This is a genomic window from Leptothoe sp. LEGE 181152 (assembly GCF_032906605.1).
GTDB classification, from domain to species: domain Bacteria; phylum Cyanobacteriota; class Cyanobacteriia; order Phormidesmidales; family Phormidesmidaceae; genus Leptothoe; species Leptothoe turfae.
Map to the genome: position 1 here is coordinate 1 of NZ_JASATU010000017.1, position 15,330 is coordinate 15,330.

General features: G+C 48.1%; 11 protein-coding genes and 1 riboswitch. Of the genes, 9 read left to right on the forward strand and 2 right to left on the reverse strand.

What is annotated here, in order from left to right:
* Positions 1-184: 184 nt before the first annotated feature.
* The 3 genes from QGP82_RS08350 to QGP82_RS08360 all read left to right on the forward strand — a co-directional run bounded on the left by QGP82_RS08350 (position 185) and on the right by QGP82_RS08360 (position 3,796).
* Entirely contained in the window at positions 185-1,072 is an 888-nt protein-coding gene (locus QGP82_RS08350; protein WP_499058353.1) for a formyltransferase family protein, read from the forward strand.
* A 430-nt stretch (positions 1,073-1,502) separates the two neighbouring features.
* Positions 1,503-1,615: riboswitch (glycine riboswitch) on the forward strand.
* A gap of 44 nt (positions 1,616-1,659) precedes the next feature.
* The gene (locus tag QGP82_RS08355) at positions 1,660-2,919 is read left to right on the forward strand and encodes a D-amino acid dehydrogenase (RefSeq protein ID WP_499058355.1); all 1,260 of its coding nucleotides are present in this window, start codon (positions 1,660-1,662) and stop codon (positions 2,917-2,919) included.
* Between the two features lie 199 nt (positions 2,920-3,118).
* Positions 3,119-3,796, forward strand: coding sequence for a dienelactone hydrolase family protein (locus QGP82_RS08360; protein WP_163669567.1), 678 nt, complete (start codon positions 3,119-3,121; stop codon positions 3,794-3,796).
* Positions 3,797-4,361: 565 nt separating this feature from the next.
* On the opposite strand, the gene QGP82_RS08365 is transcribed toward QGP82_RS08360, so the two are convergent.
* Positions 4,362-5,129 (reverse strand): SDR family NAD(P)-dependent oxidoreductase, encoded by a 768-nt coding sequence (locus QGP82_RS08365; RefSeq protein ID WP_499058357.1) that lies wholly within the window; start codon positions 5,127-5,129, stop codon positions 4,362-4,364.
* 169 nt (positions 5,130-5,298) lie between these two features.
* On the opposite strand from QGP82_RS08365, the gene QGP82_RS08370 reads away from it, so the two are divergent.
* On the forward strand, positions 5,299-6,216 hold the full coding sequence (locus QGP82_RS08370; RefSeq protein WP_499058359.1) for an AraC family transcriptional regulator: 918 nt from the start codon (positions 5,299-5,301) through the stop codon (positions 6,214-6,216).
* Positions 6,217-6,288: 72 nt separating this feature from the next.
* On the forward strand, positions 6,289-6,771 hold the full coding sequence (locus tag QGP82_RS08375; RefSeq protein WP_499058362.1) for a RidA family protein: 483 nt from the start codon (positions 6,289-6,291) through the stop codon (positions 6,769-6,771).
* Positions 6,772-7,313: 542 nt separating this feature from the next.
* On the opposite strand, the gene QGP82_RS08380 is transcribed toward QGP82_RS08375, so the two are convergent.
* A complete protein-coding gene (locus tag QGP82_RS08380) occupies positions 7,314-7,631 on the reverse strand; it encodes a P-II family nitrogen regulator (RefSeq protein WP_006514274.1) in 318 nt (105 codons plus the stop codon).
* A 479-nt stretch (positions 7,632-8,110) separates the two neighbouring features.
* On the opposite strand from QGP82_RS08380, the gene QGP82_RS08385 reads away from it, so the two are divergent.
* The 4 genes from QGP82_RS08385 to QGP82_RS08400 all read left to right on the forward strand — a co-directional run bounded on the left by QGP82_RS08385 (position 8,111) and on the right by QGP82_RS08400 (position 15,292).
* Positions 8,111-8,356 (forward strand): hypothetical protein, encoded by a 246-nt coding sequence (locus tag QGP82_RS08385; RefSeq protein WP_163696104.1) that lies wholly within the window; start codon positions 8,111-8,113, stop codon positions 8,354-8,356.
* 916 nt (positions 8,357-9,272) lie between these two features.
* On the forward strand, positions 9,273-10,385 hold the full coding sequence (locus QGP82_RS08390) for a sodium-dependent bicarbonate transport family permease (protein ID WP_490796116.1): 1,113 nt from the start codon (positions 9,273-9,275) through the stop codon (positions 10,383-10,385).
* A 567-nt stretch (positions 10,386-10,952) separates the two neighbouring features.
* On the forward strand, positions 10,953-11,546 hold the full coding sequence (locus tag QGP82_RS08395; RefSeq protein WP_499058366.1) for a LysE family translocator: 594 nt from the start codon (positions 10,953-10,955) through the stop codon (positions 11,544-11,546).
* 440 nt (positions 11,547-11,986) lie between these two features.
* Positions 11,987-15,292 carry a DUF4347 domain-containing protein gene (locus QGP82_RS08400; protein ID WP_499058369.1) on the forward strand — a complete coding sequence of 1,102 codons (3,306 nt, stop codon included), beginning with the start codon at positions 11,987-11,989 and terminating at the stop codon, positions 15,290-15,292.
* Positions 15,293-15,330 lie beyond the last annotated feature (38 nt).

Consider the following 15,330-nt stretch of genomic DNA (forward strand, 5'->3'; position numbering starts at 1 on the left):
CCAGCTTTTGATGACGGGTCTCAAAATCCCAAAATCCTTGTTGTCCCATCAGAAGTCTCCCTGTCAACCCTAATCCGTAACCATGATCTCATATTGAGACTCTATTTTTGAATTAATCGAGGTGCCCATGAGTATGATTTCTCATAAGTATCATTGAGATATATCGAGAATCAGAACAATATAGATGCAAAAAATGGGTTTTTATTTGCTGACTGATGCAAGTATTTTATGTAGTTACTTAACCAGCCGCTGGTGGACACAATTTGAGAAACATCCTGAATTTCGCGGTGTTGTGGTCAGGGAAAAACGTCCAGATGTATCTATACTACAAGCACGCCATGCGTTTCATGCGCGATATGCAGGACAACATAAACTCTCAGCAGATCAGTGGAAGGAGCTGATAGAACTGTATCCAAAAATCAGTGAAGCAGAACAAGCAACAATACAGGCCATAGTAAACACATATGGCCTGTGTTCTGATGCAGTTAGCCATCATCCAGACACAATCTTTCTTGATGATGATGTAAACAGCGAAACTGCTCGACAATGGCTACAGTCAATTACCCAAACAGCTTCATTACCTTGGCTGTTTAGCTGTATCGGGCAACTTTTCAAACCTCAGTGGGTGGATACACTGCCTGGGTGTTTGGTGAATAGTCACACTGCTGTGTTGCCCTATGCAAGAGGTATTTACACAATTGAAAATATAGCTGCAACACAAGATATTGTGGCATTTCGGCAAGCTGCGGGATTTACCATTCACTATATAGATGCACAAGTGGATACAGGGGCAATTATTCGTGCCGAACGTGTTGTTGATCCTTTCAGATTTAAAACTTTATGGGATTTAAAGGCATACCTTTATATGAGCAGTTTCGATTGTTACATCAATACAGCTGAGGTAATGCTAAATTGTTCTGAAACTGTTCCTGCTGGTATTATTCCTGACCCGGCGTTGCGTGGCAAAAATTTTAAGAGCAAAGATTTTTCTGCGGCTAAGAGACATGGGGCCGAAACAGGTTACTTAGCAATGAAGGAAATAGTTCAGCTATCTGCCTGCTCGGTGCCATGAGTTTTGGGCTTTAACTAATCTGGGAATAGTGCTAGGGATTTGGAGGGTTGTAGGGCACTGGCGCTACTCCATTACTCATCTACCCATCTACAGCCCCAACCAGGGCCTTTATTTTTGTGCAGTCCCCTATGTGCTGTTGATGGCCATGGAATTGCATAGCTCCCGATATTTTTGATGCAGGCGCACTTAGACTCTAGTGAATTAGCGTCTATTCTCCGATCCGAAATTCCGATCCGAAATAACGAATACTCCCCTTTATATTCTATTCTAAAGTAGTGCTAAGTTTCAGAACGCTATCGATCTAAGTTAAAATTTATTGGTAGTGTATACATATTCAGGTTCATGCAGGAGAGTCTTGGTAGGGTTTATCCCCTGCACTGACACCGAAGGCGCATTCCCAAAAACGCTCAGGTCGATTTACTGCTGAACTGTAGGAAAATCTGGAGAGTGCTGTTTTAGGCAGCCACCGAAGGGGCAAGCAGAGTAGACCTAAAACTAGGACTACTCTGTGAATCTCTCAGGTAAAAGGACAGAGAGGGGCGTTATCGAATGCTGTCTTTTTGCGGCGATTTGCCGAGAGGTTTCCCATGGAAGTTTGTGTCTTAGGGGCTGGTGTTGTTGGGGTGACTACGGCATGGTTTCTCCATAATGCAGGGTTTGACGTTACGGTTATCGAGCGGCAGCCAGCCGCCGCTTTGGAGACTAGTTTTGCCAATGGTGGACAAATCTCCGTTTCCCATGCTGAACCTTGGGCAAATCCAGGTACACCCGAGAAAATTCTCAAGTGGATTGGCCGTGAGGATGCTCCCTTGTTGTTTCGGTTACGGGCCGATGTGGGCCAATGGTGTTGGGGATGGCAGTTCTTGCAGGAATGTGTGCACTCCCGAGCCCGTCATAATTTGATCCAGCTGTTGAATCTGGGCACATTTAGCCGTAGCGCTTTGCAAGCCCTGCGCTCAGAAACAGGCATCACTTACGATCATCTCACGAAGGGCATTCTGCACTTTTATACTAGCCAGCGAGAGTTTAATGCGGCCATTAAGTCGACCAAGATTATGCAAGACTTTGGCTGTGATCGTCAGGTGGTGACAGCGGAGGATGCTGTTCGTATTGAGCCAGCACTTAAAACTGTTCAGGAAAAAATTGTGGGGGCAACCTATACCGACGCTGACGAGTCTGGAGATGCCCATCGGTTTACGCAAAACTTAGCTCACCTATGTGAGCAAAGAGGGGTTAAATTCTTGTGGAATACCCAGGTGCATTTGCTGGAAACACTTGGTGAGAAGGTGAATGGATTGCAAATTTCCCAGGCAGATGGCAGTCGCGCCACCCTTAATCCAGATGCTTGCGTAGTCTGTCTGGGTAGCTACAGTCGACAACTAGTGAAACCGTTGGGTATTAATTTGAAAATTTACCCAGTTAAGGGGTATTCAGCCACATTTCCAGTGGAATGTGAGGATTTAGCCTATACCACCAGTCTTACGGATGATGAGTATAAGGTGGTTTTCTCTCGACTGGGCAATCGGCTACGGGTGGCTGGCACAGCAGAGTTGAATGGCTATGGGTTAGCGTTGAATGCAGCCCGTTGCAATGCCATTGTCGATCGGGTGATGGAGCTATTTCCGGGGGCCACTAATCCAAAGCTGGCCAAGTTCTGGACTGGCTTACGCCCCTCGACGCCCTCTAATGTGCCCTATATTGGAAAAACTCGTTACTCTAATTTATTTGTCAATACAGGCCATGGCACCCTGGGGTGGACCCATGCTTGCGGTTCTGGTAAAGCGATCGCAAATATCATTTCAGGTAAAAAACCTGAGGTGAACTTTCAGTTTACTCAAACGCTATAGAGAAAGTTTTTGATGAGTGTACTCTAGGGATTGAACTAATTCAACTGTACCTGACCCAAGGGATTTTCAGCGTTCTACCTATAGATGTCGCAAACGTTCAATACATTCAACTCTAAAGGCTCTACGCTCGTAGCGTTACTTTTGGGAGCCTACAGTGAACTCAATATCAACAAATGCAGCAACATACGAGTTACATGGAATGGAATTCGATCTGTACGTTGCCCAACCAGAACGCGGGACGAAGGCTCTGCCGGCCATTTTTGTAGCCCATGCATGGGATGGTTTGAACGAGCCTATGGAGAATATCACCCAACGTGTAGCACAACTGGGATATGTCGCCGTTGCCGTCGATGTGTACGGTAAGGGTATGCGAGGTGATCCCACGGGTGACAACTCGCACTTAATGACTCCCCTGCTTGAGGATCGAGGTGTTTTGCGAGATCGCTTACAGGCTGGTTATGCGGCTATTAGAGAGATAGAGACGGTGGATACTACCCGAATTGGTGCCATAGGGTATTGTTTCGGCGGCTTGTGTGTACTCGACTTGGCGAGGTCAGTGCCAGATGCCCTTCAGGGTGTTGTTAGTTTTCACGGCGGACTCACTGGAAATAACCTGAAGAATACGAAGCCAATGAAGGCAAGTATTCTTATCGAACATGGTTGGGCTGATCCGTTAGTACCCACCGATGATTACCTGGCATTTGCCCATGAGATGGACGAACGTAAGGCTGATTGGCAGGCGCACATTCATGGTGGCGCAGTACACGCGTTTACGTTTGAGGGTGCAAATATGCCAGAGAATGGCCTGCAGTATCATGAAGCAGCGGCTCGACGTTCATGGAAATCTATGATTGATTTTTTTGATGAAGTTTTCTGAGGCTGCTGTTGACCAAAGACGAACACAACAGTAGCTGGGACCATGGGAGCCCGATATCATTGGCATGCTAGCGAATGCCTTTATTTCCGATTAAGTCTATTCTCTACTTTTCAGTTCAGTATGGAGCATTGGAAAGCAACGGTTTATGGATGAGTATTAGCAGTTTTTGGGATTATCTGTAAATGTCACAGCATAATAATCGCGTTCAGAAGATCGAACTGAAATTTCAGCTTTGGGGATGGGCTTTATTCATCCTATCGGCAAGCTTTTTTGTGGCGGCGAGTATCAGGGTGGGAGATGTATTAAGTCTCTTGGGTAGTTTATTTTTTCTCTTTGCTTGTATCTTGTTTGTGATTCCCCTAGTTATTATGAGAAAGTCATGAGGTGTGGCACAAGAAATAAGTTGCCCGTTAGGGCAACAATTTGATTTGAAAGGGGCAATGCCTAAGCGGCCTCGTCGTCGTTATTTCCATTGAAGATCCAGCCCAACGGAAGGTTCAGTCTGTTTTTGGACCGTTTTCCGGTTTTGGGCTGTTTGGATAGGTGTGGCTAAAACTGATTTGCATTACAGAAACATGCCGCCAGAGACTTCGATTCTCTGCCCGTTAATCCAGCGGTTGTCCTCAGAGAGTAAAGATGCGATCGCACCGCCAATATCATCGGGTACCCCCACCCGTCCAAGGGCCGTTTGGGATGCAATGAAATTATTGAGTTCCTTATTGTCGCGGACGACACCCCCACCAAAATCCGTCTCGATCGCGCCAGGGGCCACAACATTTACCCGGATTTGTCTGTTACCCAACTCCTTTGCTAGATATCGGGTTAATACCTCAATCGCCCCTTTCGCGCTGGCATAGGCCGAGTACCCTGGCAAGCTGAACCTTGCTAGCCCTGACGAAAGATTCACGATGTGTCCGCCATCTTTGATCAAGGGCAAGAGTTTCTGCGTGAGGAAGAAAACACCTTTGACGTGAATGTTGAACAGGCGATCAAAGCCATCTTCAGTGATCTCAGTAAATGGCTGATTGAATCCAAACCCTGCATTATTGACCAGGAAATCAAAGCGATCCGTTTGCCAGGTATGTTGCAAAGATTGCTTTACCTGTCCGACGAAATCTTCAAACATTTGGGTATTCGAACTATCCAGTTGCAGGGCAACTGCCTCACGCCCCATCTCCTTAATGTCAGAGACAACTGCGTTGGCTTTAGCCTCATCGCTGTGATATGTCACGATCACATCGACGCCTTTCCGGGCCAGGGTCAATGTGGTGTTTTTACCTAACCCTCGGCTCGATCCAGTCACTAATGCAATTTTTTGATTGTCCTGTGGCATGGTTTTACCCTTTCTGCGCTTGCTTGGGTTGATCGTAGGTCGGGATACATTGGCTCTGAATGCCCAAATCTGGCAGGTTATTGCCTAATCCTCTCAACCTAGATGTTGGTCGAGACGCTATTCTCTACAATGGACCCGTAGGCAACGATTGCAGTCGTCCAAACCCAGCATGCAGACTGAAACGATTTACCACGATCAGATCGCTAGTCGCTGTGCAGAACTAGCGATTCGGGCAGCACGACACACGGATAGTCAGGGCAATGGCGTTCACCTAACTGAGATCGCTCAACTGGCATTCATTCGAGACGATGCTTCCACGATGGTATGCAATGTTTATGAACCGGCACTTGCCATCATTGTTCAGGGGAAAAAGGAGATATTGCTCGGTGAAGAGACTTATCACTACGGTGTTGCTCAATATCTGATGGTTTCTGTTGAACTACCCGTCAGAGGATTTATCGTGGAGGCAACGCCCGACAAGCCATATTTAGGTTTTCTGTTAAAACTCTCCCCCTTTCAACTCTCTGATATTGCTACCCAGGTTCAACTCAAAACAGATGCCAAAGACAGCTCCTGTCGAGGGTTGTTCGTCGGCGATGTCGATTTGCTCCTGATGGATGGTGCGCTCAGACTGACCCAGCTTTTAGATACGCCACAGGATATTCCATTTCTAGCACCGATTATTATCCGCGAAATCTACTACCGTCTGCTCACAGGGAAACATGGTGAAGCGATACGTCAAATTGCCACCTCCGGTAGCCACATGCAGCGCATCGCCGGAGTTATCGAACGGATCAAAACTGACTTTACCCAATCGCTACGGGTTGAAGCGCTGGCACAGCAAGCTAACATGTCTGCTTCATCCTTACATCGTCACTTTAAAGCAGTCACCTCAATGAGCCCGCTACAGTACCAAAAACAATTACGATTGTTAGAAGCGCGTCGCCTGATGCTAACTGAAGACGTCGACGCGACCCATGCTGCCTATCAGGTGGGATACGAAAGCCCCTCGCAGTTTAGCCGTGAATATTCCCGTATGTTTGGGGCACCCCCCATCCAGGATATTCAGCGGTTACGGATAGCCTGATTTGTATCTAAGGGTACACAGTCTTCCTCGCTAACTACCTACACTCGTCTTGGTGTGACCAAGCTCAACTGAATGAAACCGATTGCTTTTTCAATGCTTGCGATCGCAACCCTGGGAATACTATCAAGTCCAGTGGCTGCTGACGATCATGTATCACCTAATGGTGTTAGAACGTTAACTCCTGAAGGCGGTATTATGCCAACTGCCACATGGAGTCTGGGGACCCGTGCGGGAGACTATATCTTTGTTGCAGGGATGCGGGGGATTGATCCCGAACTGAATGCCCTGGTTCCCGAGGCTGAAGGTCGTGTCCGACAAGCATTTTTAAACATGCAGCTTATTGCTGAATCAGAGGGAGCCAGCCTGCGGGATGCAGTACGTCTAGTGGTGTATGTGACAGATATGTATCGCTATCGCCCAATTGTCAACCAGATTCAGCAAGAACTCTGGGGAGAGGGTCCCTATCCGCCCCGCACGATCATTGAGGTAGATCGGCTTAATCAAGACGATATTGTTGAAGTCGAAGGCACATTCTACGCTCCTATCGAAGAATGAGTAACCCCTAAGCTCCTAGCTAATACAATGTCAGTTGTTGTTGGCCAAGGTGCTAACGGTGATGTCAGGGGTGATAATCTTACAACCTTTGCTAGCAAAGGTTGTAGGATACCGTAGATATTTGCAGGCGTACAAGCAAACCGTTCGGCTGTAATCGAGAGAGAATTTTGCCAAGAGACAGATCAATGTTGGAGCAATCGCCTGTCATTACTGTAGTGTAGTCAGCTATCTCACTTGCGATGATCGGTTTTTAGTGATTTATAAATGGGATGGGTGCAGGTTGCGATTGTGGCAGCCTCCGCCAATAATTTTGCCCCGCACACAACGTTAGAGCGGCCTGAGCAAAAACGATCAGCTAAGAGTTAAAGGTACTGCACAGCCGCACAACTCTGCCCCAGCGAAATCTTCCGAAAGTCTATACCTTGAAGCATTATCAGCAGGCTCGAAACTCTCGGATTGAGTTCTTAAAGGTGGTGACGTTCCCATGATGAGACCATTGACCATGGACGACAGAGTTTTCTGCACCACTAAGGGATTTGGAGTCAGAACTTGTGCGCGTACAGTACCTCCATCACGTCACAGAGATAGGCAATGCCCGAATAATCGTCGAAAAACTTTGCTGCAACCTCATCTGAAATCTTCACGGCCATCTCCCGACTTGGGGTAAGTACCTCGAACTTTACATTGGAGTAGGTGCCAGAAACGGTGGGTTGTCCCGACGAGCGCACGTTGCGACTGCCTTTACCGCCAGCGTCCACCACCGTATAACCGGGGGCCCCGGCTTCGTCGATGATCTTGGCGATCTGTTTCAGCAGCAACTTTTCCGTGACGATGACGAGCTTGCTGGCTTGCTGGGTCATTTAGGTTACCTCTTGATGCGTTTTGTTGTGATAATTCAAGATAAGAATCTATGGTTTTATCTTGAACCATATATTTAAGTTTATGACAAAGATCGACCAATCCACTACCCTCTTTTGAGTAAGATGGGCTCAGATTAGCGGAAGCATTTTATAAAAAACACTTATCCTTGTGGATGTGGGCTTTGTATCGTTGACGACTTGTGTGCCGATTGAGGTCGTAAGAGAACAAGGCTTCTTCACTAACTTTGAAAAAAAATGTGGTCGTCGAAGCAAATCTAAGTATAGACTTAAGAATATCGTTCAAGGTGAAAGCATAGACTTTTGTCTTTCGTTCGACATCAATGTCAAGTGTGAGCGATCCAGTCTCTCTCCTGGAGAGTATCTCCAGTCACAGGTGAATTTCTGACAGGTGTTTGCGTAACGACGGGCACTTGTCTGCCACCGTCATATATATATTTGATCAGCATGGAACGGACACCATGAACAAGTTTGACTCAACTAAACTGCGGACCAAGTTTGACAACACCAGCGAAGGCTGGCTAGTGCAGGTATATAGCGGTGATCGCCGTTTGCTCTGTGTTTTAGACGCCTCCCACGGTTGGAGCTTCTTGCTCGGTTGCGGTCTTGGTTTACTCCTTTCAGTAACTTGGATAAACGCCGCTCGTTACAGTACCCCCTTAGAGCCGACCCCACCAACAGAACTACCCGCATTGCAAATGGATTGATACGACCCATCCTAGGGATAAGATATTCGCCTTGAGGCATCGTCATTGGACCTCAAGGCGCTTGTGGAGCTACCCATCACAAAGACGGGGTGGCCTCAGACCCCCCATATTCGGGGGTATAGATGGGGCGAGCAAATTGCTAGACGAGAAGAGACAAACACTCTCTGGTTGCACAGGATAGATGGGCGAGTGGATCTCACCTGCCTCGCAAGCCAACCAATTCAGCTGTTGCCGATTGCTAAATATTTGGTTGGATCCAGCCCAGATAAAGGTGAGATATCAGAAATTTGGTTGTTGGACAGCGACATTAAGGCCTCAAGGGAGGCTAGCGGCGAGATATTAGAAATTTGGTTAGGTCAATAGGGCTCAGGTTTCGAGCAGTTTCAGTGCTGATAGCGGCGGCAGGTCAGATCGCTATGCATACCCCTCGGTCAAGTGCTTAATTGAGGTTTCGTTAGTGGATGTTTGCTAGGCGGATAGGCTCAATATTCTATTGACAAGGTGGGATGGCAGTTATTTGACTCTTGGGTCAAGGGTATGTCGCCTTGAGAAAACTCTGCGATCGCAATTTACATTAACCAGAAGCGAAGATCACCAAACAGAAAAAAGAAAAACTTATGATTGGAATTTGACATTGCGTTCCAAATCCTTGTTGAGAGTGCGCAAAAATCTGTGCATTTCAGGATAGACTTAAATACATAGAGATTTAGATTTTAATAGATCAAAATCTATAGAAGGTAATGCAAAATAGCAGTTATCTTCCAGCCCTGTTTGGAGAGTGGCCCTCTCTGAATACTCTGTCGACAGGTTCTCGCGTAACACCTGTACTTTAGGGGTGAAGCGCTTTACCCCTACTTTTTAAAGCTCACTTATCACAATAATCATTCCTCGTTAGAGGAGGCGGAAGGAGGTATTAGTGGATTTCTTGTCCGATTTTTTGACGAACTTCCTGGCGAAGTTGCAGTCCCCGACACTCGGCTTTCTAATTGGTGGTGGAGTTGTTGCCGCCCTCGGTAGCCGACTGGCAATTCCGGATGCGGTCTATAAGTTCATCGTCTTTATGCTGCTCATTAAAGTCGGCCTGAGCGGCGGCATTGCGATCCGCAATGCAAATCTGGCGGAGATGCTTTTGCCGGCAGCGTTTGCCATGGCAGTGGGCATCCTTATCGTGTTTATCGGGCGTTACACTTTGGCCAAGCTGCCAAACGTCAAAGTCGTGGATGCCATTGCGACCGCAGGCTTGTTCGGTGCCGTGAGTGGTTCTACCCTCGCCGCCGCCCTGACACTAATGGAAACGGGAGGTATGCAATACGAGCCCTGGGCCGCCGCACTCTATCCATTTATGGATATCCCAGCGCTCGTGACTGCGATTGTCTTGGCCAGTGTTTATCTCAGCAAGCAGCGCAATGCCGCAGACGAGCATCTCAGCAAGCAGGAGTATCTCGGCCAGCAAGAGTATCGCGCCCAGCAGGGAGGAGGTACCGCAGTTGAGTATCGTAGCAAGCAGAGCAGTGCCGCAAATAATAAGGTCAAGATATGGCCCATCATTCAAGAAAGTCTCCAGGGCTCTGCTCTGTCGGCATTGCTGCTCGGTATTGCTCTAGGTCTCTTGACTCGGCCAGAAAGCGTCTATGAGAGTTTCTTCGATCCCCTCTTCCGTGGTCTGCTTTCGATCCTGATGCTAATCATGGGTATGGAAGCCACGGCAAGAATTAACGAGCTGCGTAAGGTAGCCCAGTGGTATGCCGTATACGCCCTGGTGGCACCGCTGCTGCATGGCTTCATTGCCTTTGGTCTCGGCATGATCGCCCATGCTGTTACGGGCTTCAGCCCTGGAGGCGTCGTCATCCTTGCCGTCATCGCCGCCTCCAGTTCAGATATCTCAGGGCCGCCCACTTTACGAGCCGGCATCCCATCGGCCAACCCTTCCGCCTACATCGGCTCGTCCACAGCTGTTGGCACACCGGTTGCGATTGCCTTGGGCATACCGCTCTACATCGCGCTTGCCCAGGCGCTGATGGGCAGCTGATTCTAAACGGGTTGCGGTCTGCCGGTGCTCCCCTAGTCCGGCGACCAACGCTAAGGCTATGTCAAGGTCTGCGGCATCTTCATTCAACAGCCGCGCGGGTCCATAGGTCTGGGCCAATGACTTCTTTGCTGGCGTTAATGTCCCGCAGGTACACAACACAGCCACCCAAAAAGCCGGGTTCACGCCCCGGCTTTTTGGGTTTAATCGTCTGGGTTTTGTGCTTAGTGGTGCAGGTACTCGATCAAACGTTTAGGATATAGAGTCGCAGTGCCTTGCCTGCACTATCAGAGAACAGAGAAAAGCTGCAATTGTGCTTGGGGACAATTATGTTGTCGTCAATACCCATGTCCAAATTAGTGCTCATTTTGGACTGCTTAAATCTCTCAATTAACTGTCTGAAATAACTGGGCCAAATCCTCTCAAACTGCATGAGAATGGTGTGATTCTTGTCGAGAAAATTCGCATCACATTGGAGTGGTTTTTAGAGATTAGTTATATTCTTAGTATTAAGATATCGTTCGGGATTCCCTTGCAATGAGCCTTATAGAGGTCACTACGCTTTTTACAATGATGGCTGCTTTAGCAGCTTTGCCAAGTGCAAGTGTTGCATTGGTTGTTACGCGTGCAGCAACTTTGGGCGTTAAAAGTGGGATTGCTGTGGCTATGGGTATAGTTTGCGGCGATCTTGTATTTGTGGCCCTGGCAATCCTAGGTCTGTCTGTTGTTGCTGAAACAATGGGTGGTTTTTTTATACTTGTCAAAGTGTTGGGCGGCATGTATCTGATTTGGCTCGGAATATCACTGTGGCGATCCAATGATGAACCTGTTGACATCGCAACGTGTAGTATAGGTAATGCCAAGCGGGGGCTGACAACAAGCTTTGTCTCAGGCTTTATCTTAACCTTGGGAGATGTCAAAGCAATTTTCTTCTATGCCAGCCTATTACCTATGTTTGAAGATCTATCAACGTTAGCAGTCTTTGATCTGATAACTATCGTGTCAATAATAGTTTTTGGAGTTGGTGGCGTAAAGATTTTATATGCTGTGTTTGCTACCCATGTTGCACTTTTTCTGGAACGAAGGAAACTTCAAAAAGTGTCAAAAAAGGTTGCAGGTGGTTTAATGATTGGAGCTGGTAGCTACCTTATAGTCAGGACCTGACATACTCTAGAGAAAAGCATATAAATAAGCACCCGTTAACCAAACGGGATGACGGTACCAGACCCTTCAGTATCGTGGTCATCCGCTTTGGGGCAGACTATCAGCGGTCTTTTTGACGAGCTGTTTCTAAATTACGACCATCCATCAGCGTATTGCAGAGGGACTGTATCCTGCCCATTGGTGCCAGGATTAGAGGCCAGTGATTGCTCATGATGCTGAGGATACATGGCTCGAAGGGGTACGTTAGGGAAACTTTATTGAGAGTTGTTCGAGATTTCAGTCACCGTAAAATCTCTGAGGTTAGTAATCTAAAAAAATGGAATAGTCTGGTAGAAAACCTGATTAAGTCTGGTGTTTAGTCTTTTAGTCTAACAACAGTTTCCTCAGAAAAATCTACAGATACAGTCAGATTATTTCTTGGTAAGAATATATTTTCAACCATGCTAGCTTTAAAGTCCGTGCTCTCCAGCCGTATTCTATTAATTCCGTTCCTGGGTGTTTTATTTCATCTGCAACCTGCCCAAGCCCAATCAATTACAGCGGATAGTAATGGAGCGCAAACCATTGTCACAGTGGATGGCAATCAATACAATATCAACGGTGGTAGCCTATCAGGAGATGGAGCCAACCTGTTCCATAGCTTTGAGCAGTTTGGATTAAGCTCAGGAGAAATAGCCAACTTTCTCAGTAATCAAAATATTCAAAACATTCTCGGGCGCGTAGTTGGCAGTGACCCGTCAGTTATTAACGGCCTCATACAAGTTAGTAACAGCAGCGCCAACCTGTATCTAATCAATCCAGCCGGAGTCATCTTTGGCGCTGACGCCACTTTAAACGTGCCAGCAGATTTTATGGTGACTACCGCCGATGGTGTTGCCATAGACGATGTTTGGTTCAATGCCATTGGTGAAAATGACTATGCTAGCTTAATCGGTAATCCCCATAGCCTGTTGTTTGGCAGCAGCCCCGGTAGCATTGTTAACGCAGGAAACTTAGCAGTCAGTGACGGCAACAATCTTAGCCTCATTGGTGGCACCGTCGTCAATACTGGCACTCTCTCAGGCAACCACGTCACTATGGCCGCTATACCGGGTCAGCGACGGGTACGGATTGATCATCCGCAGCTGCTACTGAGTCTGGAGATGCCAGCAGCAGTCGAAAATGCAACTGAATTAGCTGATGCAAGTTCTCTTTCTGATTTATTGACTGGAGGAGATATTACCGTTGCGACTGGCGTAGACGTAGATGATGCTGGACGGATCTGGTTATTAAATACATCTGTTAATCCAGGCGATGTGGTTGTCGCTGGAACAGTATCTGGTAACCAAGTGCAGCTAGCCGCTGCTAATCAAGTCTTGGTTCCCGAAGATCCCACTCAGACAATTCGCACCCACGGTGGTCAACACAGCGCTCCGATTATCACCCGATTTAGTGAAAACGGCACCAATGCTAATGAGCTAGTCTTTCTGGATGCGATCGCGCCCGATTACACCCAACTGCTTTATGGAGCCAAGGCCGGGACCACTACGGTAGTCGTGCCCACCAGTGAAAATGGCATTGATCGCATCACCGAGGTTCTCAGCCAAGTAGGAGCAACAGATGTTATTGATACCATCCATATTGTCTCGGAGGGCAATGAAGGAGAATTTTGGCTAGGTAATGCCTATATCAGTGATGAGACTCTGGAACAATATAGAAGTCAGTTACAACAGTGGGGCGGGTTAATTGGTGCCGAAGCTGATATCTTGATCTACGCTTGTTTAACAGCACGAGGGGAAAGTGGACTGGCACTGCTAGATCAAATTGCTGGATTAACCGGAGTTGATATTGCTGGCAGCACGGATTTAACCGGCAGTAGTAGCCGAGGCGGTGACTGGACTCTGGAGCGTTCGATCGGCACGATTGAAGCGGATAATGCCTTTGAACAAACAACCCTGACGGAGTATGACGGCCTGTTGCAAGTCTTGACGGCAACCGATGCCACCAGTTTGATTGCCGCCATTAATACGGCCAATGGCAATGTAGAAACAGATACCATTAACCTGGCCAACAACATCACCCTCACCGCAGTCGATAACGCTGTTGATGGGGACAATGGTTTACCCTCAATCACGGCAGCAGAAAAACTGACCATCAACGGTATGGGGAACACCATTTCCCGAGATGCCGCTGCGCCTGACTTCCGTCTACTGCATGTGGCCCTGGGTGCCGAGTTAGAGTTAAACGAGAGCACTCTTTCAGGCGGGGTGGCCGATCCTGGTGGTCCATTTGGGGGATTTTTACCTGGAGCCGATGGTGGAGCCATTTACAATAACGGAACGCTCACCGTCAACAACAGCACCATTACGGGCAATTATGCTCGGGATGATGGTGGTGGTATTTCTAGCTATGGGACTATCACCAATGGTGCGGTGGTGACCATCAACAACAGCACCATCTCTGGCAATACGGCCAGGGGCAATGGCGGTGGCCTGTCTAACACCTCATTTACGTCTCCTGCTCCTCCAGCCCCTAATGCAGCGGTGATAACCATCAACAACAGCACCATTACGGGTAATACGGCTAATGTTGGCGGCGGCGTTGCCAACCTGGGACAAAATTCTGACAATAGTGCAGTGGTCATCGTCAACAACAGCACCGTTTCTGGCAATGAAGCCGTTTTTGGTGGGGGTGGCTTCTACAACCGGGGGCAAACGTCCCTTTTGGGTGGGACCATCACCATCACCAATAGCACCATTGTCCAGAATGAAGTAACCAATCCAGGTAGTTCAGGTGGCGGCATTCTCAACCTTAACGTGGGTGGCGGTGTCAATACGGCGCGGGTCACCGTGGGCAACAGCATCGTTGCCCAGAATACGGCTACGGTACATCCAGATGTAAGCCGAACAAGCGCCACTGATTCCCCCATTGTCGACAACGGCAATAACCTGATTGGTATTGATTCCCAGGGACTATTTACCACCAGTACCCTGGTCGGTAGTGATGCCGCGCCAATCGACCCGGTTTTGCTCTCCTTGGGTGACTACGGCGGCCCCACCCAAACCCACGCCTTCTATCTCGACAGCCCCGTGCTGGATGCGGGTAGTGATGCCCTGGCCACAGCGGCAGCCCTGACTACAGACCAACGAGGGGCCGATCGCTTCAACGGCCCAGTGGATATTGGCGCTTTCGAATCCCAAGGCTATAGTCTGACGGCGGTGGCCGGAGATGGCCAAAGTACCCTGGTGAACGAATCTTTTGACACAGTTCTGGCAGTTCAAGTCACAGAAAACTTTGTCAATTCGGCACTACCGATTCCTGATGTCACCGTCACCTTTACGGCAAATCCTGGCAGTAGTGGAGCAAGCGCCAGTCCAGATAGCAGTGTCATGACCGATGCCACGGGATTGGCCACCGCTACCAGTCTGCTAACGGCAAATGAAACCGGCGGTGATTTTACCGTGACTGCTGATGCTGCAATGTTAGACTCTGCCACGTTTAACCTGACCAATACGGCACCGGAACCAGAACCAGAGCCGGAACCAGAACCAGAGCCGGAACCAGAACCAGAGCCGGAACCGACACTACCATCTAACCTTTTAGAACTGTGGATAGATCTGCAAGCAACGCGACTACTCTCCGATCCCATTTGTGAGACAGTCCCTGATGTGGACATTGTCGTGGACATACCAGATCTAGACTCTCCAGCTATCTCCAATGAAAAGAGTCCAACTACATCAGAAACAGATTGCCAGTTGCATTACTAGGAAAGAAGATATCCTGCTTGTCTTTTTCATTGATTAAT

Bases quoted from the DNA above. Each gene is read 5' to 3' on its own strand.
- QGP82_RS08380 (WP_006514274.1), bottom strand. From the start codon at position 7,631: ATGACCCAGCAAGCCAGCAAGCTCGTCATCGTCACGGAAAAGTTGCTG.
- QGP82_RS08370 (WP_499058359.1), top strand. From the start codon at position 5,299: ATGCAGACTGAAACGATTTACCACGATCAGATCGCTAGTCGCTGTGCA.
- QGP82_RS08395 (WP_499058366.1), top strand. From the start codon at position 10,953: ATGATGGCTGCTTTAGCAGCTTTGCCAAGTGCAAGTGTTGCATTGGTT.
- QGP82_RS08360 (WP_163669567.1), top strand. From the start codon at position 3,119: ATGGAATTCGATCTGTACGTTGCCCAACCAGAACGCGGGACGAAGGCT.
- QGP82_RS08365 (WP_499058357.1), bottom strand. From the start codon at position 5,129: ATGCCACAGGACAATCAAAAAATTGCATTAGTGACTGGATCGAGCCGA.
- QGP82_RS08355 (WP_499058355.1), top strand. From the start codon at position 1,660: ATGGAAGTTTGTGTCTTAGGGGCTGGTGTTGTTGGGGTGACTACGGCA.
- QGP82_RS08350 (WP_499058353.1), top strand. From the start codon at position 185: ATGCAAAAAATGGGTTTTTATTTGCTGACTGATGCAAGTATTTTATGT.
- QGP82_RS08400 (WP_499058369.1), top strand. From the start codon at position 11,987: ATGCTAGCTTTAAAGTCCGTGCTCTCCAGCCGTATTCTATTAATTCCG.
- QGP82_RS08375 (WP_499058362.1), top strand. From the start codon at position 6,289: ATGAAACCGATTGCTTTTTCAATGCTTGCGATCGCAACCCTGGGAATA.
- QGP82_RS08385 (WP_163696104.1), top strand. From the start codon at position 8,111: ATGAACAAGTTTGACTCAACTAAACTGCGGACCAAGTTTGACAACACC.